General features: G+C 59.3%; 13 protein-coding genes. 3 read left to right on the top strand and 10 right to left on the bottom strand.

What is annotated here, in order from left to right:
• Positions 1-359: 359 nt before the first annotated feature.
• Both DB51_RS07995 and DB51_RS08000 read left to right on the top strand, forming a co-directional pair.
• Entirely contained in the window at positions 360-1,544 is a 1,185-nt protein-coding gene (locus tag DB51_RS07995) for an MFS transporter (RefSeq protein ID WP_034253110.1), read from the top strand.
• A gap of 51 nt (positions 1,545-1,595) precedes the next feature.
• Positions 1,596-1,790 carry a hypothetical protein gene (locus tag DB51_RS08000; protein WP_034253113.1) on the top strand — a complete coding sequence of 65 codons (195 nt, stop codon included), beginning with the start codon at positions 1,596-1,598 and terminating at the stop codon, positions 1,788-1,790.
• Between the two features lie 46 nt (positions 1,791-1,836).
• Here DB51_RS08000 and DB51_RS08005 read toward each other — a convergent pair whose 3' ends face one another.
• The 4 genes from DB51_RS08005 to DB51_RS08020 form a co-directional block, all read right to left on the bottom strand.
• Complete coding sequence (locus tag DB51_RS08005; protein WP_051867385.1) at positions 1,837-3,141, bottom strand: FAD-binding oxidoreductase; 1,305 nt, start codon at positions 3,139-3,141, stop codon at positions 1,837-1,839.
• A 130-nt stretch (positions 3,142-3,271) separates the two neighbouring features.
• Positions 3,272-4,972, bottom strand: coding sequence for an ABC transporter ATP-binding protein (locus DB51_RS08010; protein WP_051867386.1), 1,701 nt, complete (start codon positions 4,970-4,972; stop codon positions 3,272-3,274).
• Complete coding sequence (locus DB51_RS08015; RefSeq protein WP_162174634.1) at positions 4,972-6,834, bottom strand: ABC transporter ATP-binding protein; 1,863 nt, start codon at positions 6,832-6,834, stop codon at positions 4,972-4,974. The genes DB51_RS08010 and DB51_RS08015 overlap by 1 nt, the downstream gene beginning before the upstream one ends.
• Positions 6,835-7,084: 250 nt before the next feature.
• On the bottom strand, positions 7,085-7,792 hold the full coding sequence (locus DB51_RS08020) for a helix-turn-helix transcriptional regulator (RefSeq protein ID WP_034253117.1): 708 nt from the start codon (positions 7,790-7,792) through the stop codon (positions 7,085-7,087).
• A gap of 50 nt (positions 7,793-7,842) precedes the next feature.
• Here DB51_RS08020 and DB51_RS08025 point away from each other — a divergent pair, with 50 nt between their 5' ends.
• The gene (locus DB51_RS08025) at positions 7,843-8,577 is read left to right on the top strand and encodes an alpha/beta fold hydrolase (RefSeq protein ID WP_034253118.1); all 735 of its coding nucleotides are present in this window, start codon (positions 7,843-7,845) and stop codon (positions 8,575-8,577) included.
• Between the two features lie 80 nt (positions 8,578-8,657).
• On the opposite strand, the gene DB51_RS08030 is transcribed toward DB51_RS08025, so the two are convergent.
• From DB51_RS08030 to rpoB, 6 genes are all read right to left on the bottom strand, one after another.
• Positions 8,658-10,295 (bottom strand): PH domain-containing protein, encoded by a 1,638-nt coding sequence (locus DB51_RS08030; protein ID WP_034253119.1) that lies wholly within the window; start codon positions 10,293-10,295, stop codon positions 8,658-8,660.
• Positions 10,292-10,795 (bottom strand): PH domain-containing protein, encoded by a 504-nt coding sequence (locus DB51_RS08035; RefSeq protein ID WP_034253120.1) that lies wholly within the window; start codon positions 10,793-10,795, stop codon positions 10,292-10,294. The genes DB51_RS08030 and DB51_RS08035 overlap by 4 nt, the downstream gene beginning before the upstream one ends.
• A gap of 332 nt (positions 10,796-11,127) precedes the next feature.
• Complete coding sequence (locus tag DB51_RS08040; RefSeq protein ID WP_051867387.1) at positions 11,128-12,504, bottom strand: ABC transporter ATP-binding protein; 1,377 nt, start codon at positions 12,502-12,504, stop codon at positions 11,128-11,130.
• A 47-nt stretch (positions 12,505-12,551) separates the two neighbouring features.
• Entirely contained in the window at positions 12,552-14,291 is a 1,740-nt protein-coding gene (locus tag DB51_RS08045; protein WP_034254334.1) for an ABC transporter permease, read from the bottom strand.
• A gap of 857 nt (positions 14,292-15,148) precedes the next feature.
• A complete protein-coding gene (locus DB51_RS08050) occupies positions 15,149-19,189 on the bottom strand; it encodes a DNA-directed RNA polymerase subunit beta' (RefSeq protein WP_034253122.1) in 4,041 nt (1,346 codons plus the stop codon).
• A gap of 99 nt (positions 19,190-19,288) precedes the next feature.
• The gene (rpoB, locus tag DB51_RS08055) at positions 19,289-22,855 is read right to left on the bottom strand and encodes a DNA-directed RNA polymerase subunit beta (RefSeq protein WP_034253123.1); all 3,567 of its coding nucleotides are present in this window, start codon (positions 22,853-22,855) and stop codon (positions 19,289-19,291) included.
• Positions 22,856-22,900 lie beyond the last annotated feature (45 nt).

Here is a 22,900-nt window from a genome sequence, read left to right on the forward strand (position 1 = left end):
ACTGCCCGTGGAGCGGCAGTGACGTTCACCGACAGCATCGCAAGCAAGGAAGGTCATACGGCAGTGTGCGAATCCCATCATGACCTGCCGAGATGACGCCCCAAAACCACACTCCAGGAAGCGGAGTTTGTTGCCGGGAGGATGCACATTCGCAGGCAAGGAAGTCTTAAAACGAAGCACTATTCGTTTTGGCGGATAGTGTGTACAACTTTGTCAAAGGCTGTTCTCGACGTCGCGACGCGGCGAGGATGTCTTAGGACGACGGACAGGCTGAACCTTCCGCTCGCCCCTGCACTATCGGTATTCCTTGCGTACCGCAGATCGGTGTGAGACAACACCCTTGAACGACACGGGAGATTATGAAGACATCACATTATGGCTGGGCGATGAAGTTCTCTCTTCTTTCGATATCCATGCTGTTGACCTCGTACAATGCCATCGCCGGCGCCATGCCCGCGCTGATCAAGCAATTCCCCGAACAGTCCCGCACGAACGTCGAGCTGCTCACCACGGCCCCGACATGCGCGATGATCGTCATGATCATCGTCTCGGGACTGCTCGCCAAGTCTGTCAGCGACCGCACTCTTGTGGTCACCGGCATCTCCATCGCGACGGTGTTCGGCATCATTCCCTTCTTCCTGACCAATAACTTCTGGCTGATCATGGCCTCGCGCATCGGGCTGGGCATAGGGCTCGGACTCATCAACTCACTGGCCGTCAGCCTTATCGGCAAGTACTTCTCAGGCGAGGAACGTGCCACTCTCATGGGTTTCCGTTCTGCCTTCGTCGCGCTCGGACAGGCGACGCTGACGCTTATATCCGGTTTCCTGTTGAATTTCGGATGGCACGGGCCCTTCCTGCTCTACATCCTTGCGATTCCCGTGTTGATACTCTTCGTCGTATTCGTCCCCAAGGAGCCTGTTGAACGGACATCGGACGCGGTTTCGGACCCCGGTGACAAACAGCGCGTCAACGCCCCTGTTCTGGCCATCACGGCATTTCTGTTCTTCACCGTCACGATGTACAGCGGCGTCACGGTGCGGCTGTCCTCGGTGATCACCGCCTCCGGATTCGGCACCATGCAGCAGGCCAGCACTCTGCTCAGCGTGATGGTGTTCTGCGGGATGCTGATGGGCTTCGTATTCGGCAAGGTCCACCGTCTGCTCAAGCGCCAGACCCTGACGCTCGGCGTGGTCTTCCTCACCGCAGCATGCTTCCTGATCTATTTCGCCCCGAACTTCCCCGTGCTGTGCGTCGGCGCATTGCTGGCAGGCCTGGCCTACCCGACGATGATTGCCTACTGCTTCAACAAAATCAACGAGGTCTGTCCTCCGCATTCACTGAACCTGTGCACCTCGGTGGTACTGGTCGGCTGCAACCTCAGCATTTTCACCGCACCGTACATGCTCAAGCTCGCCGCCATGCTCATCTCCTCCGAAGAACTGCAATCACCCTTCCTGGTCTATGGCATCGCGCTGACCGTACTGGCACTCGGCTGCGGACTCTGGTTCGCGCGCCGGCAACCGCAGGCGTCACGGTCCTGACCGGCGAGCACACTTGCCGGAAGAGGCAATCGTTGAGTGATTGGAGGACCTATGTCTTGGGCAACGATCATCACCATCATCGTGATAGCGGTGCTGTGCATAGTCGCATCGGTCTTTTTCAGCGTCAAAAGACGTTTGGACAAGAAGTCGCGGGATGAGGAGAATCCTGAACTGCGTCAGGCCTATCAGGAGATACGTCGCCAGATAGACCGCGGACACAGTGCCTCAGGCGGCTTCTTCGTCTGATACTCGCCCATATGCGCACCGGTCGCGATCATATGCCATAGCGGTGCTATTCAGATACCACGGGCACGGCTTTCGAGAACACATCGTTGGGGTCGCATTGCGCCTTGACACGAGCCAAGCGCAGCAGGGCATCTTCCGAATATGCTCTTCTCGAGGCTGTAGCGTCGGCGGAATCAAGCCAGTTCACGTATGATTCGCCACCGCGGTGTTCTATGCCTTCCCAGCCCGGCATAGGCTGATGTCGGTCGTCGCCAGGTGCGAGCAGCTGCGTCCCGATGACCATGACCGCGGCGTTCCTTGCGCTGAAAGCCGTCGCAGACGAAGGCACATCCGCCATCGCGCCGCCCAGTGCCCGTATGGCCATCATGAGCTGACCGGTCTCGAAGGCATCGCATACCGCGGATTGCTCGGCCTTCCCGAAGTCCGAGAGCAGAACATTTCGCTGCGCTGCCGCAGGCGCGGGGAAGGGGTCGTCCTGCACCAGAATCGACGCATAAGGCCTGTATTGAATATCCTTGTGCATCACCGTTCCCAAAGCCGACAGAGCTTCGACGTGCGGGGCGGCCTCATCTTCGTCCCCATCGAAACAGTATTGAAGCATCGCCATCGCCGGACTGTCCTGCATCGCGGGCATCAATGCGAGCACGCTCGTCAGACGCCGGTCGGCATCGCGCTGGCATCGTTCCCAGTCGCTCACCACAGGGCGGGCCTCGGCGAGCGAATCCAAAGCAAACAGCACCGTGCCGAACACCACCTTGTCAACGGGATGGGCTTCGAATTCCAAGCGTGTCAGCACGCCGAAATTTCCGCCTCCGCCGCGCACTGCCCAGAAGAGGTCAGGATGCTCGCTGTCCGACACTTCAAGCACCTCGCCATCGGCGGTGACCAGCTCCACGGACACCAGACTGTCGATGGACAGGCCGTATTCGCGTACCATCCAGCCGATGCCTCCACCGAGCGTAAGACCTACAACACCCACATCCGCCGTATCACCGGCAGTGAGAGCCAGGCCCTCGGATGACAGGGCCTTGGCAACCTCTCCCCAGGTCGCTCCGCCTCCGATACGCACACGCGACGAAACACCAACACGCTCAACCGCATTCATTCTCCGCATGTCGATGAGCATGCCATCCGATACCTGCGTCAGCCCCGCGAGGTTATGGCCTCCGCTTCTGACGGTCAACGGCATATGCTTCTGCCTGGCGTAGCGCAGCGCATCAACCACATCGGCAGTGGTGCGGGGACGGACGACAATATCGGGGGTCCCCACCCCGGTCACCGTGGTCACCGCGTCCTGATAGCCATCGTCCCCTGCGTGCAACACCATATCCTCACGTAATGCAACAGTCATCTCTGCGCTCCCCCTCACGTTTGTTCCCGTCCTGCGTAATCCCATAGATTGTATAGTCGTTTTCCTTTACCGCCAGCAGCTGATTCACACACGAAGTCGGACGAAATATGGCCTCACACGCCTATGCCCGTCATTCCGGGTCAACGGCGTCTGAGATGTCAACTGACCTCACACTCCCCGATTCGACGTGGAGCACCTTCGAAGCCGCGGCGATGGCCTTGGTCCTATGAGCGATCATGATGACCGTCTTGTCTTGAGCGTATTGCCGGAGCACCGAGAGAATCGCCGCCTCATTGGTATTGTCAAGCGCGGAGGTCACCTCATCGAGCACAAGTATCGGCGCATCCTTGAGCAACGCCCGCGCAATGGCCACCCGCTGTCGCTCTCCGCCTGACAACAGCGCGCCTCGCGGTCCCACCGGGCTGTCCCACCCGAGAGGGAGACGCTCGATCACCTCGTCGAGTCTGGCCGAGTGAGCGGCGTCAAGAATTTCCTGCCTGGTGGCGTCGGGGCGTCCGATACGAATGTTTTCCAGCACCGTCGTGTCGAAGAGGAACACATCCTGGAATACGAAGGAACTCATTGCCATAACCGCAGTACTGCCGATATCGCGAACATCCACACCACCGATGTTCACGCGACCGGTGTCGACATCCCAGAATCTCGACATCAGTCTGGCGAGCGTGGATTTGCCCGCACCGGAGGGACCTTCCAGCACGGTGATTCCACCGGGACTGATAACCGCATCGACATGGGAGAGAATCGCTTCGTTCCTGCGGTATCCGAAACCGACGTCCTGCAGTTCGATGTCATAGGATTCCGGGAGTTGAGGACTGTCTGGTTCCGGAAGTTCCGGAACCTCGAGAATCTGCTGGACCGCGTCGATGGCGGCATTGTCACGGTAGAGCTCGTCCGAATACTGCACGGCCAGGGTCAGCGGCTCCACGCAGCGAATGGCCAGCAAACACAGGACGGCGAACAACGCGGCGTCCACACTCTGCCCGTAAGCCGCAACGGTGGTGACGATGAGGGCTCCGGCAAAACAGAGCTGGGTGCCCAGTTGGAAGAACATGCTTGGCCGCCCTTCCGCCTTCAGCCGCGAAATGCCCATCCTCGTGTCGTCATCGACCGCCTGACGCATGTGCTCCCATGCCATGCCGGATTGCCCCGATGATCGCAGCACCGGCTGGAGGGCGGCATCCTCCAGCACCGCCTGGGAGAAGCGCAGGTCTGCGGCGCGCTCCAAGGGGTGCACCCTCTGCAGCACACGAACCGACCAGTACATACAGATCGCGGCAAGCGGCACCACGATCAGCAGCAGGACTCCCACCAGCGGTTGTATGAACAGCACCGCCACCGCTACCGTGAGCGGTGTGACGATGCCCGAAATCAAGCCGGGCAGCACCACAGGCCCCAGATGCGACAAGGTCTGCACATCCTCGCTCATCGCATTGGAGACCTTGGATGCGCTGGTCGAATCGAACCATCCCAACGGCAGACGAGTGACCTTGCTACCGATGCGACGCACGATACGGTCGCACATCGCATACACCGAGATTCTGGATGATCTGAGCAGACCGGTCATATGGGCCGCAAATGCCAGAACGATGCTGGCGACGAACAGCATCACCTGCCAGGCGTCGATGCTCCGGCCTTCGAGGATGAAGCGGAAAATCGGTATGGACAGCACGAATGCCATCCCCTGCAGCACCGCCGATGCCAGATAGAGCGCAACCAGGCCCGTGATGCCGGTGCTCGTCCCGGCAGCCTTCTCGATACCTCTCAACACATTCCCGCGATGCCGGGTTCCCGTCTGAGTATCCGTAATCATCAGCGCACCTCCTTGACCATCTGCGCCTGCCACAAGGACCGATATTCTCCGACCTGGGAGACCAGCTCCTGGTGGCTTCCCTGCTGAGTCACCTTCCCGTCGCAGAGCACGACGATAAGGTCCGAATCGACAATCGTGGAGAGTCTGTGCGCCACCGTGATGGTGGTCCGCTGCCACGAGAACTCGGTGAATGACTCGTCGAGCAGGGCCTCGTTTTCGGCATCCAGCGATGCGGTCGGTTCGTCCATCACCAGAATCGGCGCATTCTGCAGAAAGACCCTGGCTATGCACAGACGTTGACGCTCGCCTCCCGACAGCTGAGCTTCGGGAGAACCGATGATGGTGTCGTATCCGTGAGCCAGAGACATGATGCGCTGGTGGATATGGGCCTTTTTGGCCGCCTCCACAACTGCCTCATCGCTGGCTTCCGGGCAGGCAAAGCGAATGTTCTCACGTATGGAGACACTGGCGAGCATCATATCCTGGAACACGAATCCGACCTGAGCCAGCAGGTCCTTGCTGGAAATCGTTGAGATATCGCGTGAGCCGATACGGATATGCCCTCTCTGCACCTCCCAGAATCTGGCGAGCAGCCGCGTGACGGTGGTCTTTCCGGAACCGGAAGGCCCTACCAGGGCGGTTCTGCTTCCAGCCGGCACACGTAGCGACACATCGTGCAACACGTCGTGCGAGCGATCATATCCGAAACTCACATGGTCGAAGATGATGTCGGACCTGGCATCCGATGCGCCGAACGGGCTTGCATTCGCAGGTTCGCGCAATGCGTCTTCGTCGAGGAAGGCTACGATTCGTCCGGCGGCCTCCATGCCAAGCGTGACGTTCTGGACGAGACTGAGCGAACCGAAGAAGGTCTGCGGGACTCCAAGACCCACGAACAGGAACACGGCAATCCCGAAGATGGACGACCATTGCATGGTAAAGGAGCACCAGCACAGCAGCAGCATCGGCCCGAGCAGTATTCCCGGCAGCACCACCGTCGTCAGCAGGGACATGGGTCGTGCGACCGCGACCGTACCACGGTAGCTGGCATCCGAGAATCGGTCCAGACTTCTATGGAATCTCTGCATGAAACCGCCGGTCATCCCGTATCCCTTGAGCTCCGCTATGCCCTCGGTCAGTTCGACAGCATCGGCGGCGAGCTCCGACTGTGCGTGGGCGTAGTCCTCGCGAGTATGGGCATCATGGCGCGGAGCCAGCAATTTGGATATGGCAGCCACCAGCAGGAACATGAGCGCATAGCCGACCGCCAGTTGCCAGCTTGCGACGAAGAGCAACACCGTTGATGCGACGATGCCGCTGATGGCGCTCGATCCTTCGGCGACGACATGGGCGACGATGGTATGTATCGCCGCCGCATCGTCGACGACCAAGTGCCGAAGCTCGCCACTGCTGCGCGACACGATGTTTCCCAAAGGCACTTCGCCCATATGGTCCAATATGCGCTGTCTGACGGATCGGCGAAGCTTGGCGTCGACGATGTGGGCATATCCGAGACTGCCCATGTACATCAGCTGCCTGAGCACCAGGGAAATCAGAATCGAGGCGACCGCGACGATCATGGCGTCTCTGTGCAACGTGCCGTCAAGCAATCGTTGCACCAGCCAGGCCACGGCGACGTATGGCACCAGGGCGATCAATGCGGAGAACACATTGATTAGCCCCACCACCACCAAAGGTCCTCGAACCGGGTGCATGAGCATGCCCAGGTCGCGGAGTCTGGTGCTTCCTTTCTCTTCCGTCGTTCTCCCCTCATCCCGGGGTATTGCGTTTTCAACGTCGCTGCCGCCTTCATCGGTCAGAGACCTTGCGTTCTTCACTGTTGATGCATCACCTGATGCCATAACCTCATCCTCTGCTATATCAACATGTCGGCATTCCAAGCTCAGAGGGGCTTGATTCACCACAGTCGACATATCTTTAAACGGTAATCATTATCATTGTTTTCGACGCTAACGCCGCTCCCAGACAAGCCTGACGGGCACTGTCGCAACAAGAAATCGTTATCCCCTGCGATACCGGCATCCACGCCCCACGAATTGCGGCGACGCGGCGACATCCGTCATGGCGTGTCGCCGCACGTTGAGCAAAGCGCTATTCCCCGCCTCTCCACACGGCCTCAGACGTATCGGGCGGAGTGCCGATTTCGGCTATGTCATGGTCCCGAGAGGCCTGTGCAGTGAGGTATGCTCCATCGATCCTGTCGAGACGGAACCATCTGATGCCCTCGCGCATATGGCAGTAAGCCACGAGATACCATGCGCCCGATGTTCTGGCCAGCAGCTGCGGGTCCACGCGACGCTGCGTGGCATTGCCATCCCTATCCACATACCGCACGGATAGCGTGCGCCGCTGCGACAGGGCCTCCTCCAGCGTCCGCTGCACCCGCTCATCGGCCCCCGGGACTTCCTCGGCGTGATTCACCCACACCCTTCCGGCCACACGTTGCGCGTGACGACGCACTTCGGGTGTGGCCACGGCCAGGATTTTACTCAGCGCAGCTCGAGCGTCCATGGCGAAGGGCTGTCCGCCCAGAAGAGCGATCGCCGCGCAAAGACCCGCCACTTCCGTCGCATTGAGATTGACCGGTGGAAGCGTGGCCTGTGCATCAACGACATAACCTCCCCCGGGCCCCGGAACGGCCCATACGGGAAAGCCACCGAGCTGCAGTGACCGAATATCCCGTTTGACGGTGCGGACACTGACCCCGAAGGTGTCGGATAGCTGCTCCGCCGTGCGTCCGCGCTCGCCAGCAAGCCGAAGCTCCTCACGAATGGCATAGATGCGATCTGTACGATTCATACGGTAAATAGTGACATAACGGTGACATTCTTGCTTGATAGCGTGGCAGTATGACTATTTCACCAACACATGGCAACATCCCGATTCTGCTGATACCCGGTTATTGGCTGGGCTCATGGGCATGGGATGACGTTACCCGGAAACTCGGAGCGAAAGGCCTTCAGGCGCAGGGAGTCACCCTGCCCGGCCTGGCTTCGCAACATACCCCCAGGGAATTGATACGATTCGCGGACCATGTGACTTACGTGACCGAGCTGCTGCGGAACAGTTCCACACAGGCGATTGTGGTGGCGCATAGCGGAGCCGGTGCCATAGCCTCGGCGGTGGCAGACACCATGCCGGAAGCGCTCAGACGCATCATCTACGTCGATTCGGGGCCCGTATCGAATCGCACGATTCCCCGACCGGACCTGTCATTGACAGATGTCGAACTGCCCTTTCCCGGATTCGAGACGTTGACGACCATGGGAGCCAGCTCTCGGGGGCTGAGCCTGGAAGACAAGCAGCACATCGCCAAGCGTGCAGTGCCTCATCCCGTCGGAGCCATATGCGAAGCAATCGAACTGCGTAACCCACAGCGCAATAGCGTCCCGGCCACGATGATTTGCTGCTCGGCCTCCAGCCAGACCGTGCGCAGCCTGGCCACTGAAGGAAATCCGATGTTTGCGCCCATCAACGATCTGAGCGATGTGACCTTCGTGGACTTGCCCACAGGTCACTGGCCGATGTTCTCCGAGTCAGACGCACTGGCGGAACTCATCGCACGGGCAGTCGAGGGCGACTGAGCACAGGAACGCGTCTTTTACGGCGATACGCTACCTGAGCTTGAGTACTTGCTGCCCATGAGGCAACATCCGAGTAGCGGTCAATCGGGGATGCGCATCGCCCACTCCTGCAATTGCGCAGCCCGATCCTCGCGTATCGCCGAGAATCGCAGCTCGGACTCACCCGCGAATACGAACAAGGGCATGGTCATCCCTTCCACTCCCCTGCGCTGGCGAAGAACGGTGGTCCGACGTTCCACACTTTGAATTCTCGAACGTCGGGTAACCACCCAGAAGAGAGCGAACCCACGGGCACCCGACACGATGATTCTCTGTTCGTCCAGCAGTTGGAAGCCCTCGTTGCGGCCCTTCATCCAACGGAAGAAGCACCAGAGCAAGCCCGCGGCCAACGGCAGGAGCATCCACAGCAACATCATGCGTTCACGGGTGACTATGGCGACGGCCGATGTCGCAAGCGTGCCTATGACCGTGCACGAGACCGGCACGACGAGCAGAAATCGCATCAACCCCCGTCCCGTCCGTTCGACCTCTGCTTCGGGAATGTCCCATTGCGGCAGAATCCCGGCCAGTGCGGCAATCACCGCCCGCTGTTTGATAACCGGCAGCAGATTGATACTGGTGTTATCACCGTCATCATCTTCGCCGTGCGACGCGCTCAACGACAGGGTGACCGAACTCAGATGCAATATTCTCCGCATCACGGATTGATGAATGCCGACACTCTGGATTCTGCCCATCGGAATGGTGACCTTCCGTCTGGTGAGCAGACCTCGCTCTATCACCAGGTCATCCTGCCGACGCCACACCTCAAAGCCGTAAAACTGCATCATGCTGTTGACCACACTCGCCAGCATGAGCGCAAGCACCAGCAACAACCCGAGCACGATGACCACAAACGCTCCGCCGCTGAGGAAGCCGGTCACTTTGCTAGCCGCCTCATCGAACAGTCGGTCCGAAAGCAGGTCCCTGACTCTGTCCAGCAGACCGAGCAGGGCAAGAACGGCGGCAAGAAAACGCAGATCGGTGAGGGCATACAACAGGATGTCCGATGTCGAGGCCCTGTACAGTCTCGTTCCCTGCTCCCATGCAGGTTCAACCGTTCCTGCGCCTTCGTGTGAAGCCGTATCTAGAGCGCTTGCACCTTCACCGGCAGGACGCCCTTGCGCCGTTGCGGGTCCCGGTCCAGACGGCCCCGGGATGCTCCTCAAACGTTCCAACTCATATTGCACATCCGACGGCACGGCTTTGAGCACCATATCGGCGGCGACATTCCCCGCACTGGCGACGGTAAGTTTCACCACGGAAAAAGGCTTGTAGTAGAAGGGCTCGTCACTGCTGACGGTATGAATATGCGAGTAGGCGATGATGTTGCGCTTGCGCACGAGGATGCCGGTATGATATTCCACCGATTCGCCGGTAAGCCGGTATCTGGTGCTGAAATACCCCAGCAAAGGCGCGATGACGCAGGCACAGACCACTATGGCGACGCCAAGAGCCCATATGGCCCAGCTCGGCAAATCGAAGCGAAACACCACCACCCCTGCAGCGATAATCAACGATACGCTGCTCTTGACGCCACTTATCGCGTCTTCCACCAGCACCAAGGGGTGCAGCAGTCGCCACTGCACCTGAGATTGATGTTCCCGACTGTCCTCATCAGCCGGATTGCCCTGGCCTGACTGCTCGCTGTGTGTAAATTGCATGGTGGGAGCGGTCACAGGTCTTCCTTCTCCGTGCGGACTTTCGCGGTGATCTGACTCACCACACCCATGGCGTCCTCGACTTCAAGCGCATCTATGGTGTGAGCGCCCACGGCCGTGTGAATCTCAACGGACATCAGGGAAAAGGCCCGGAGCAGCGGACCTTGTTCGGTCTCCACATGCTGCACGCGGTTATAAGGAATCACCGTCAGTTTGCGCAGGAACCATCCCTTGCGAATCGAGACCTCATGCTGCCCGAGAATGAATCGGTTCACCGCATATTCGTAGCGTGAGACCAAGGGTCGCAGCATCAGATCGAGTACGGACAGCACCGCCGCGGTGACCACCACGGCACGCTGCCAGAAACCCCACCATCCCAGATGCATCAGCACCACGACGGCCACGGCGCATATCAGCAAAACCGCCACGTCGCCGATAGCCGAGGAAAGATACCAGACACGTTTCACTCTGCCGGGAAGTCTGGTCCATTGTCCTTCATCACGCCAATCCTGCTGCACTACCCCAACCCTTCGTGCCTGGGCACACGTTTTCGCGTGTTCCGTCGCAATTTCTCCAAAAACCAGCCTATCAGCACCGATTTTCCACCCTCAAACACGGTTGTGTAGGGATTTTCAAGTAGAAGGCACACAGTTACGGACCTTCTTGCTGCAATCACGCCATTCATCTGAGCCGAATCAACCCGACTATTTGAGAATCCCTACACAAACGGAGTTCATGGCAGTTTTCGAAGCAATCGTGGCAACGAATCAGGTGCAGGGCCGTTCAACACTCGATTCATTGCACACCGCATCCCATAATCCTTCATCGCGGGCCGTCATAGACGGTCGGATCACTGCCCGCCCTCGTCCAGGCTGAGGGTGTCATCGTCGGAATCGTAATCGAAGAGCTCGCCGTACCGTCCCCATTCGACGGCTATGCGGAACTGCTGTTGAGCCACCTCGTCGGTGTGCTTGCCACGCAACAGATCCACGATCAGGTCTCCTCTGACCTTGCCGTTCTTGGATTGGCGCAGGGTCCTGTCGATGGAACGAACCAGTGGAACATGGCTCATCGCGATTCTGGCGAAAATCGTTTTACTGTCGAGGATATCCGCAGCATTCCACTCACGACCGAGCGAAGTGAGCCGGACATGCCCCTCCTTGACGTCCAACATTCCCAGAAGGGCGCCGGCATCGAGCAGCGGGAACAAATCGTCGACTTCAAAGGTCAGCGCGGACGCCAGATCCGCAAGATCGACGCCATCGGGGTATTCGGCCACAATCTCCAGCAAACCAGCCAAGCCGCCTGGAGTGGCATCGGGCAGAGTGCGGTTGCCCTGGGAGGAATCCGCGAACATCTGCTGCAATCCCGAAAGCGCCTGCTTCTGCTGCTCACCCTGCGAGGCACCGGCTTTCCCTGTGAGAATCGCATACAGTGAATCCACTGTGGACTCGAATGCCGCGGCGTGCTTGTCTCTCGGCCTGGGAAGGGTAATCGGCACATCCGCGATGACATGCCCCGGATGAGAACCGAGGACCACCACACGGTCGGCCATCTGCACGGCCTCTTCGATATTGTGGGTCACAATCAAAATTGACCGCAGCGATCCGCTGCCATCGGACCACAGCTTCAGCACCTCCTGACGCAGGTTCTCCGCAGTGAGCACATCCAGGGCGGAGAAGGGCTCGTCCATGAAGAGCGCATCCGGCTTGAGCACCAAGGCGCGTGCGATGCCGACACGTTGGCGCATACCTCCGGACAGTTCCTTCGGATACGCCGATTCGAAACCGTCCAGACCGATGGAATCGATGGCCTGCAATGCGGCTTCCTTACGTGCCTTACGCCCCACTCCCCTGGCCTGCAATCCAAGCTCCACATTGGATTCCACGGTGAGCCACGGCATCAGGGCGAATGTCTGGAACACCATCGCCACTCCGGGATTTGGCCCTGAAAGCGGGGTTCCCCGGTATTCGACCTTGCCTTCGCTCGGCGGAACCAAACCTGCCAGAATCCGGAGAAATGTTGATTTTCCGGCTCCTGAACGGCCCAGAATCGCCACGATTTCACCTTCGTGCAGCGTCAACGACAGATCCTTCAGAACGGTGAGGTCTTCGCCGTTGTCGGTCAGATAGTTCTTGCTCACATGCGTTGCGGTGATGACCGGAAGCGCGGCGTTCCCGACAGTGATGTTCTTCTCCACAGTGTTCTCATTCACAGTGTTCTTCATAAGTTCTCCTTGGGGCAAATCGGAATGCACGGTTGCGTTGTGCGAAGTCATACGGTCAGCGAGAAACGACGATCTGCCAGTTTCTCCAGTGGATGCCAGAACACACGGTTGACCACGACGACGAAGAGGCTCATCAGGGTCACCCCAAGCAGCGTGCGCGGCATATTGCCTTCGGCGGTAGATTGGGCGATGTACGAACCAAGCCCGGTAGCGGTCAATGTGGTGTGGCCGTAGCTCACGGTTTCGGAGACAATCGAGGCGTTCCACGCCCCTCCTGCAGCAGTGATTCCGCCCGTACACCAGGCTCCGAACACCGCCGGAAGAATCAAGGTCTTCCACCGTTGCCACGTACCCATCCCCAGACTGCGCGACATTTCCCGCAGATCATCGGGTATGCTGCTGGCTCCAGCGATTACGTTGAACAGGATGTACCACTGCGTACCCAACGACATCAGCAGCATATTGCCCCAGTTGATGTCGATATGCCAGGCGATGAACCAGAGAGTCACCATGGGGAAGGTGAAGTTCGCCGGAAAGCTGGACAGAATCTGTATCACCGGCTGGAAAAACCGTGCCAGCTTGGGATTCATGCCTATCGAGGCCCCGATAGACACCCAGATGATCGAGCAAATCAAGGTGAGCAGCATCACACGCAAGAAAGTCAGAAAACCCAGTCCGAATACATGCCAGATCTCTGCGATTCCGGCACCTTCGCGGATGTAGTCGATCCACAGGAACACACCGGCTATCCCTGCGAGCCCTGCGACGAGAGCAAACAGCACATCACCGATCCTGCTGCCTGCGGTTCTCACATGCCAGCGCGATCCTGTTTTACCGAATGGCATCGTTATCCGGTCCAGGACATCGGCGATTGGGCGTCCGATGGTTGCCAGCACATCGTTCACATGCGACTGCCTGATGACACTCAGCACCATGCTGCGCTTCTGAGATACGGAGCTGCTCGAGGTGATGCGGAATTTCTCGGCCCACGCCGTCAACGGCTTCCACAGGCAGAAGTCGATGAGCACCACCACGACCACCATCGTCAGTATCGCCCAGCCGATGTTGCCAAGCTGCTGGTGCTTCGATGCCTCGGCGACATAGCTGCCGATGCCCGGCAAGGCGTAGGTGTGGTTATTGACGGAAATCATCTCGGATGCCGTCAGGAAGAACCAGCCGCCGCCCACACTCATCATGCAGTTCCACAGCAGCGGAATCATCGAGTTGGGAACGTCCAGCTTCCAGAACCTCTGCCAATGACTCAATCCGAGCAGTCTGGCGGCCTCATCCAATTCACTCGGTTCGCTCATCAGGGAGCGGTGGAATGAGAAGGTCATGTTCCACGCCTGGCTGGTGAAGATGGCGAAAATGGACGCCGCCTCCACACCGAGTATGGACCCCGGAAACAGCACCAGCCAGATGGATATCGTGGCGGACAGGAAGCCAAGGACCGGTACCGACTGAAGAATATCCAGCAGCGGTATCAGAATGGCTCCGAGTCTTCTACTTCTTGCCGCCGCCAGACCGTACACGACGGTGAAGAGCAGTGAGAACCCCAGCGCTATGAACATTCTGAACACGGAACGCAAGGCATAATACGGGAGCAAGTGCGGGTCGGTGGAGATGCTTGCCGGTATGCCCTGAGGGCCGATGGCGGCATTCACCTGCGGCAGCAACGCGGCGACGGCACCGAGTACCGCGAGGATTCCCGCGACAACGATCACATCGGATATGACGGAACGGCGCAGGCGACCCTGAGTGGAAGCGACCGGACCGCCCTGGGTCAGCGCTCCGGCATGAGTTGAAACAATGTTGGCATGATGTGCCTCTTCTCGATGGATGACAGCTACCCACTGCACGCGCGCACATCAGCGCCATGTCCAAGTCATTGCCATGTCGTTGCCACGTCGTCGAAACCCTTACAGCGGTGTCACATGCCGTGAACATCGCAGCAGACTTGCGGTGCCGCGATTCTGCGAGACGAGCACTCTTTAAGAACACGGAGAGGCAGACAGCGCCTGATGGAGCGCAGTCGACATATGCTTCAACGAATGAAATAGCTTTGACGGGTGCATGATGCATCGGTGTCGGACGTGAGTGGAATAGGTTGGTGATGGTCGTCTAGTTGTTTCGGACTGTCACTGTCCATGACGTGCACCTCCCTCAGATTGGTGGTTCGGCGTTCAACCCCCATAACGGTGAGTGCTGTATCCGCCACAATCTGCCGACAATCCCCATGCGCTTCAATCCCCGCGCCCTGTCGACGGCCTAAACATAGCCATTCCCCGCACTCTTTGTCAACTCACGACATGCATGGAAATCGACCATCGTTGACCCGTCCCGCTACGGCGCCGATCGGCTTGCCGAGGAATGCGCGCCGTTGTGCAGGAATTATAGAGAACACGGCGCACCGTTGCGGACCGCCTCGCTGCAATCACGCCGGTCATCCGAGCCGAAACCACCGGGCACCTTCAGAATCCCTACACAACCGGCTAGCTGTCGATTTCCGACCGAAATTCCTGCAGCAACGTGGCTGCGGACAATACTAAGGGGCCTGACCGTGCACATGCACGGTCAGGCCCCATAGCATCACCAAGCCATGGTGGTTCGGCTCGCCTGTCGACGAACCGAATCACACTGTCACTTAGAGAGTGGTATCACTCGGCGCAGTGTCGTCGCTGCCGCCCAGTCCGCTCTGACCACCCTGATCGTTGAGGAAATCATCAGGGTTGAAATCATCACCGAGCTTGAGATCACCGAAATCGATATTCGAGAAATCGACATCGCTGAGATCAGCATCGCTGAGATCGACATCAGTGCCATCCCCACCCAGACCGAAGTTCGGGTAGATGGTGTCGCGGATGGCCTTGTCCGGCTCCACAACGGCGTTGTGGTAACGGGCAAGTCCGGTTCCGGCCGGGATGAGCTTACCGATGATGACGTTCTCCTTCAGACCCTTCAGGTCATCGACCTTCTGGCTCAAGGAAGCCTCTGTGAGCACGCGGGTGGTCTCCTGGAAGGATGCTGCGGACAGCCATGAATCCGTTGCCAAGGAAGCCTTGGTGATGCCCATCAGCTCCGGACGACCAGCGGCAGGACGTCCGCCGTTCTTCACGGCCTTGATGTTCGCGGCCTTGAAACGAGCCTGATCGGCAAGCTCGCCGGGAAGCAACTCGGTGTCACCGGAATCGATCACCGTCACGCGACGGAGCATCTGATGGACGATGACCTCGATGTGCTTGTCGTGGATATCCACACCCTGCGAACGGTACACATTGTGGACTTCCTCCACGATGTTCACCTGTGCTGCACGAGGTCCGAGGATTCTCAGAATCTTCTTCGGGTCCATTGAACCTTCGATCAGCTGGGTGCCGGCTTCCACATGGTCGCCGTCCTTGATCAGCAGCGGAGCGCGACGAGTGACCGTGTAGGCGATAGGCTCCACGGATGAGTCGTCGGGGCTCAGCGTGACCTGACGGCCACGGTCGGTGTCCTCGATCTTGATGGTTCCGGGGAACTCGGCGATAGGCGCCTCGCCCTTAGGCGTACGTGCCTCGAAAAGCTCGGTGACACGAGGCAGACCCTGGGTGATATCGGAAGCCGAAGCCACACCACCGGAGTGGAAGGAACGCAGAGTCAACTGAGTACCGGGCTCACCGATGGACTGTGCGGCGACGATACCGACGGCCTCGCCGACGTCCACCAGCTTGTTGGTGGCCAACGACCAGCCGTAGCACTTGGCGCACACGCCGCGCTTCGACTCGCAGGTCAGCACCGAACGGGCCTTGACTTCTTCGACGCCGTGGGCGACGAGATCGTGAAGCACATCCATCGACAGGGCGTCACCGCTCTTGTACAGTACGGTCTTGCCGTCCTGAGGATCGATGACATCCGATGACAGCAGACGTGAGTACGGGCCACCGTCGGCGTTCTTGACGAGCACCAGATTGCCTGCCTCATCGCGCTCTGCGACCTTCATGGGCAGACCACGCTTGGTTCCGCAATCGTCTTCGCGCACGATGACATCCTGCGACACATCGACCAGACGACGAGTCAGGTATCCCGACTCTGCGGTACGCAATGCGGTATCTGCCAGACCCTTGCGGGCACCGTGCTGGGAGATGAAGTACTCCAGCACCGAAAGGCCGTCGCGATAGTTGGACTTCACAGGACGAGGAATAATCTCGCCCTTCGGGTTTGCCACAAGTCCACGCATACCGGCGATCTGGCGAATCTGCATCCAGTTTCCACGGGCTCCGGACTGCACCATGATGTTCACGTTGTTGTCCGAGGTGAAATGCTCCTGCATCGCGTCCGCAACCTTGTCGGTGCATTCGGTCCACAGATTGATGAGCTCCTGGCGGCGCTCTTCATCGGTCAGCAGACCCATGTCGAACTGCGCGTTCACCTTGTCGGCCTGCTTCTCGTAGCCCTGCACGATTTCGTCACGCTCGGGAGGAGCGACGATATCGGAGAAGGCCATCGTGACGCCGGACCACGGGGCTCGGGTGAATCCGAGATCCTTCAAGGCATCCAGGGTCACGGCAACCTGAGCCGTGGAATAGCGGGTGGCGATGTCATCGACGATGCCGGCAAGCTTGCCCTTGGCGACCTGCTCGTTGATGAAGGGATAGTCGGTGGGCAGAGTCTCGTTGAAGAGAATGCGGCCGTAGCTGGTGGCGAAGAGATAGGAACCGTCGCTCAGACGCTCCTCCTTCACCACATCGGGACTGCCGGGTTCAGGGTCGACGACCTTGAGCTCGCTCGGCTCCCAGTGCTTCGGCGGCACGAAATCGGAGGCCACGCGGATGAGCACCTTGGACTGCATTTCAATGTCGCCCAGGTCGAGGGCCATACGAGCTTCGGCCAGAGTGCTGAAGATACGTCCCTGCCCCTTGGCGCCTTCCTTGCCTGTGGTCAAGTAGTACAGACCCAGAATCATATCCTGCGAAGGCATGGTTACGGTGTGTCCGTCGGCTGGCTTCAGAATGTTGTCGGAAGCCATCATCAGGGCACGCGCCTCGGCCTGTGCCTCGGCACTCAGCGGAAGATGGACGGCCATCTGGTCGCCGTCGAAGTCGGCGTTGAATGCAGCGCAGGCCAGCGGTGGAAGATGGATGGCCTTGCCCTCGACCAGAATCGGCTCGAAAGCCTGAATGCCCAGACGATGCAGGGTAGGTGCACGGTTCAGGAGCACTGGATGCTCGGAGATGACCTCTTCAAGCACACCCCAGACCTCGGCGTCGCCGCGATCGACCAGACGCTTCGCGCTCTTCATGTTCTGCGCATAGTTCAGATCGACCAGACGCTTGATGACGAAGGGCTTGAACAGCTCCAAAGCCATCGGCTTCGGCAGACCGCACTGGTGCATACGCAGGCTCGGTCCGACCACGATCACTGAACGGCCCGAGTAATCCACACGCTTGCCGAGCAGGTTCTGACGGAAACGTCCCTGCTTGCCCTTGAGCATGTCGGAAAGCGACTTCAGAGGACGGTTGGAGGCTCCGGTCACCGGGCGACCACGACGACCGTTGTCGAAGAGCGAATCCACAGCTTCCTGCAGCATGCGCTTCTCGTTGTTGAGCATAATCTCAGGAGCACCGAGCTCGATGAGGCGCTTCAGACGGTTGTTGCGGTTGATGACGCGACGATAGAGATCGTTGAGATCCGAAGTCGCAAAACGACCGCCGTCGAGCTGCACCATAGGACGCAGATCCGGAGGGATGACGGGAACGACGTCCAGCACCATCGCCACAGGGCTGTTGCCCGTGGAGAGGAAGGCGTTGACGACCTTCAGACGCTTCAAGGCGCGAGCCTTGCGCTGACCTGTTCCGGTCTCGATCTCCTCGCGCAGCTGCTTCGAGGAAGCTTCCAGATCGAAATCCTGCAGACGCTTCTTGATGGCCTCGGCGCCCATGCAGCCTTCAAAGTAATCGCCGTAGCGATCCTCCATCTCACGCCACAGGTCCACATCACCTTCCATGTCTCCGGGCTTGAGGCTCTTGAAACGGTCGAAGACGGCGCTCAGACGCTGAATCTGGTCGTCGTAGCGCTGACGGATGGCTGCCATGTCGCGTTCCGCGCCGTTGCGCAGCTTGGACTTGACGGCTCCCTTGGCTTCTCCCGAAGCCTCGAGCTCGGCGAGGTCCTCTTCGATCTTCTTGGCGCGCTTCTCGATTTCGTTGTCGCGGGCCTTTTCGAGGTGGTTGATCTCGGTATCGAACTCGTCCTGCAGATCAGGCAGATCCTGGTGACGCTGATCCTCGTCGACCTTCGTCACCATGTAGGCGGCGAAGTAGATGACCTTCTCGAGATCCTTCGGAGCGATGTCCAGAAGGTATCCCAGGCGTGAAGGCACACCTTTGAAGAACCAGATGTGGGTCACGGGAGCTGCGAGCTCGATATGTCCCATGCGCTCACGTCGCACGCGTGAACGAGTGACCTCCACACCGCAGCGTTCGCAGACGATGCCCTTGAAGCGCACGCGCTTGTATTTACCGCAGGCGCACTCCCAATCGCGGGTAGGTCCGAAGATCTGCTCGCCGAACAGGCCGTCCTTCTCTGGCTTCAAAGTACGGTAGTTGATGGTTTCAGGCTTCTTAACCTCACCGAAGCTCCAGCTGCGGATGTCCTCTGCCGTAGCCAGGCCGATTCTCAGTTTGTCAAATGCGTTGACGTCCAGCACTCTATGTCCTGTCTTTCGCTTGTTACTGCTTGTACGTTCTTGAGGGGCCGTGCGGGCGGGCGTTCATTCCTGCGCCCGCACAGCCGTAATGACCTGCGTTCAGCGGTATTCCGGTTCGGAATCGTTCGACGACATTGCGGCTCCCGCATCAGGCCTTGCACCGATGTTGAAACCGAGATCATTCGACGCGGAGGCCGGATCGTCATCCTCGTCCTTCATATCGATGGCCACGCCTTCGGCGTTCAGCACCTCGACGTTCAGGGACAGCGACTGCATTTCCTTGAGCAGCACCTTGAAGGATTCGGGGATGCCTGCAGGAGGCAGGTTGTCGCCCTTCACGATGGCTCCGTAGACGCGCACACGACCGTCGACGTCATCGGACTTCGTGGTCATCATCTCGTGCAGCGTGTAGGCGGCACCGTAAGCCTCGAGGGCCCAGACCTCCATCTCGCCGAAGCGCTGTCCGCCGAACTGCGCCTTGCCACCGAGGGGCTGCTGGGTGATCATCGAGTACGGACCGGTGGAGCGTGCGTGGATCTTGTCGTCCACGAGGTGGTGGAGCTTGAGCATGTACATGTAGCCCACGGAAATCGGCTTGGTGAACGGTTCACCGGTGCGACCGTCATACAGCACGGCCTTGCCGTGGTCTCCCACGAGATGCTCGCCGTCACGGTTCGGCAGCGTGGTCTTGAGCAGACCATGCAGAGCATCCTGACGGACACCGTCGAATACCGGCGAAGCGACCGGGGTATCGGGGTCGGCCTTCTCCGCGCCAGCAGGAATGTGCTTCTTCCATTCGGCTTCGAGATCGGGATCGATGTTGATGTCCCAGCCTGCGTGGGCGATCCACCCGAGATGCAGCTCGAGCACCTGTCCGAGGTTCATTCGGCTAGGCACGCCCAAGGGGTTGAGCATGATGTCGATCGGGGTGCCGTCCGGAAGGAACGGCATGTCCTCTTCGGGCAGGATGCGCGAGATAACACCCTTGTTGCCGTGACGACCCGAGAGCTTGTCGCCCTGCGTGATCTTGCGATGCTGGGCGATGTAGACGCGAATCATCTGGTTCACGCCGTTGGGCAGCTCGTCGCCGTCCTCCTCGGCATCCTCGCGTGAAATCTCCTTGACAGCGATGACCGTACCGGTCTCGCCGTGAGGAACCCGCAGGGAGGTGTCGCGGACCTCGCGGCTCTTCTCGCCGAAGATGGCACGAAGCAGACGCTCCTCGGGGGTCAGCTCGGTCTCGCCCTTAGGCGTGACCTTGCCGACGAGGATGTCTCCGGCCTCGACCTCGGCACCGATGCGGATAACGCCGCGCTCGTCAAGGTTGGCCACCGCGTCCTCACCGACATTCGGCAGGTCGCGGGTGATCTCCTCGGAACCGAGCTTGGTCTCGCGGGCATCGATTTCGTATTCCTCGATGTGGATGGAGCTCAGGGTGTCGTCCTGGACCAGACGCTGGGAGATGATCACCGCGTCCTCGTAGTTGTAGCCGTTCCAAGGCATGAAGGCAACCAGAAGGTTCTTGCCGAGCGCCATCTCGCCGTTCTGGGTGGCGGGGCCGTCGGCCAGCACGGAACCGGCCTCGACACGTTCGCCGTCCTTGATGGTGGGCACCTGGTTGTAGCAGGTGGTCTGATTCGAACGCTGGAACTTGGAGAGCTTGTAGCTGGACTGGGTGCCATCGTCGTTGAGCACGCGAATGATGTCGCCGGACACGTAGGTGACCACACCTGGCTTGTCGGCAAGAATCACATCGCCTGAATCGACGGCCGCACGCCATTCCGAACCGGTGCCCACAAGCGGACGCTCGGACTTGATCAGCGGGACGGCCTGACGCTGCATGTTGGTACCCATCAGCGCTCGGTGGCCCTCGTCGTGCTCAAGGAAGGGAATGAGCGAAGCGCCAAGCGACACCATCTGACGTGGAGAGACGTCCATGTAGTCGACCTGGTCGACCGGCACATCCTCCGCCTCGCCCTCGCTGTCTCGCACAAGAGCCGTGGACTCGACCAGATGACCCTTGTCGTCGATGATCTGGTTGGCCTGGGCGATCACGTGATCGGCTTCCTGATCAGCGGTCATATAGGTGATCTCGTCGGTCAGCTGACCGTTGTCGACCTTGCGGTACGGCGTTTCGATGAAGCCGAAGGGGTTGATGCGACCGAAAGTCGCCAACGATCCGATAAGACCGATGTTCGGACCTTCAGGGGACTCGATCGGGCACATACGTCCGAAGTGGGAGGGGTGCACGTCTCGCACTTCCATCGACGCACGGTCACGGGAAAGACCGCCGGGGCCCAGTGCGGACAGACGACGCTTGTTGGTCACACCGGCGAGCGGGTTGTTCTGGTCCATGAACTGCGAAAGCTGGGAGGTTCCGAAGAACTCCTTGATCGTCGCGTTGACAGGACGGATGTTGATCAGGGACTGAGGCGTGATGGCCTCGGCGTCCTGCGTCGTCATACGCTCGCGAACCACACGCTCCATGCGGGAAAGACCGGTACGCAGCTGATTCTGAATCAGCTCGCCCACCTGACGGATACGACGGTTGCCGAAGTGGTCGATATCGTCCACATCGACGCGCAGGTCCACGGCCTCGCCATTGCGCGAACCCGGGAAGGTCTTATCGCCTGCATGCAGGGTCACCAGATACTTGATGGTGGCGATGATGTCGTCACGATTCAGGCTGCGGTCGTCGAAGTCCGCTTCGAGACCAAGCTTGCGGTTGATCTTGTAGCGGCCCACGCGTGCGAGGTCGTAGCGCTTCGTGTTGAAGTAGAAGGAGTCGAGCAGGTTTCGCCCGGCTTCCGGGGTCGCCGTGTCCGAAGGGCGGATCTTGCGGTACAGATCGGTCAGTGCGGCATCCTGGTTGTCGATGGATTCCTTCTCCAGAGCGTCAAGCACCAGCGGATATCCCTGGAAGGACTCCTTGATCTCCGACTTGGTCATACCGATGGCCTCGAGGAAGACGATGGCCGACTGCTTGCGCTTGCGGTCGACGCGCACGCCGAGGACGTCACGCTTGTCGATTTCGAACTCGAGCCATGCGCCGCGGCTTGGAATGATCTTCGCGCCGAATACTTCCTTGTCGGTCGTGCGGTCGCGGTTGCGGTCGAAGTACACACCCGGGGAACGCACCAGCTGCGAGACGATGACGCGCTCGGTGCCTCCGATGATGAAGGTGCCGTGAGGCGTCTGCAGCGGGAAGTCGCCCATGAAGACGGTCTGAGACTTGATCTCGCCGGTGTCGCCGTTCTCGAATTCGGCGTTCACGTACAGCGGTGCCGAGTATGTGTAGTCCTTCTCCTTGCACTCAAGCACGGTGTGGCGCGGCTCTTCGAAGTACGGGTCGGAGAAGGCCAGACTCATGGTCTGGGCGAAGTTCTCGATCGGTGAGATCTCCTGGAATACCTCGTCGAGGCCTGAGGTGTGGGCTACGGTGTTCGTGCCGGCCTGCTTGTCTTCTTCGACGCGCTGCTTCCAGCGCTCGTTGCCGATCAGCCAGTCGAAGCTGTCGGTCTGGACGCCCAACAGATATGGGACGTCGATGGGTTCTTTGATGGAACCGAAGTTCACGCGGTTAGGTGCCTTGTGAAGCCTGATGTCTTCTTCATCAGCGCGTGCGTATGTTTGTGTGGTATTTCTTGCAGCTTTGTTGGCAGCCAAAGTAGACTTTCCTTATCGCTCGCTATGTTCGATGGATCGTTGCTT

This window comes from Bifidobacterium crudilactis (assembly GCF_000738005.1).
Classification (GTDB): Bacteria; Actinomycetota; Actinomycetes; order Actinomycetales; family Bifidobacteriaceae; genus Bombiscardovia; species Bombiscardovia crudilactis.

Coding starts and splice junctions, on each gene's coding strand:
- DB51_RS08020 (WP_034253117.1), bottom strand. CDS start 7,792: ATGAATCGTACAGATCGCATCTATGCCATTCGTGAGGAGCTTCGGCTT.
- DB51_RS08010 (WP_051867386.1), bottom strand. CDS start 4,972: ATGATTACGGATACTCAGACGGGAACCCGGCATCGCGGGAATGTGTTG.
- DB51_RS07995 (WP_034253110.1), top strand. CDS start 360: ATGAAGACATCACATTATGGCTGGGCGATGAAGTTCTCTCTTCTTTCG.
- DB51_RS08025 (WP_034253118.1), top strand. CDS start 7,843: ATGACTATTTCACCAACACATGGCAACATCCCGATTCTGCTGATACCC.
- DB51_RS08015 (WP_162174634.1), bottom strand. CDS start 6,834: ATGGCATCAGGTGATGCATCAACAGTGAAGAACGCAAGGTCTCTGACC.
- DB51_RS08000 (WP_034253113.1), top strand. CDS start 1,596: ATGTCTTGGGCAACGATCATCACCATCATCGTGATAGCGGTGCTGTGC.
- DB51_RS08040 (WP_051867387.1), bottom strand. CDS start 12,504: ATGAAGAACACTGTGAATGAGAACACTGTGGAGAAGAACATCACTGTC.
- DB51_RS08005 (WP_051867385.1), bottom strand. CDS start 3,141: ATGACTGTTGCATTACGTGAGGATATGGTGTTGCACGCAGGGGACGAT.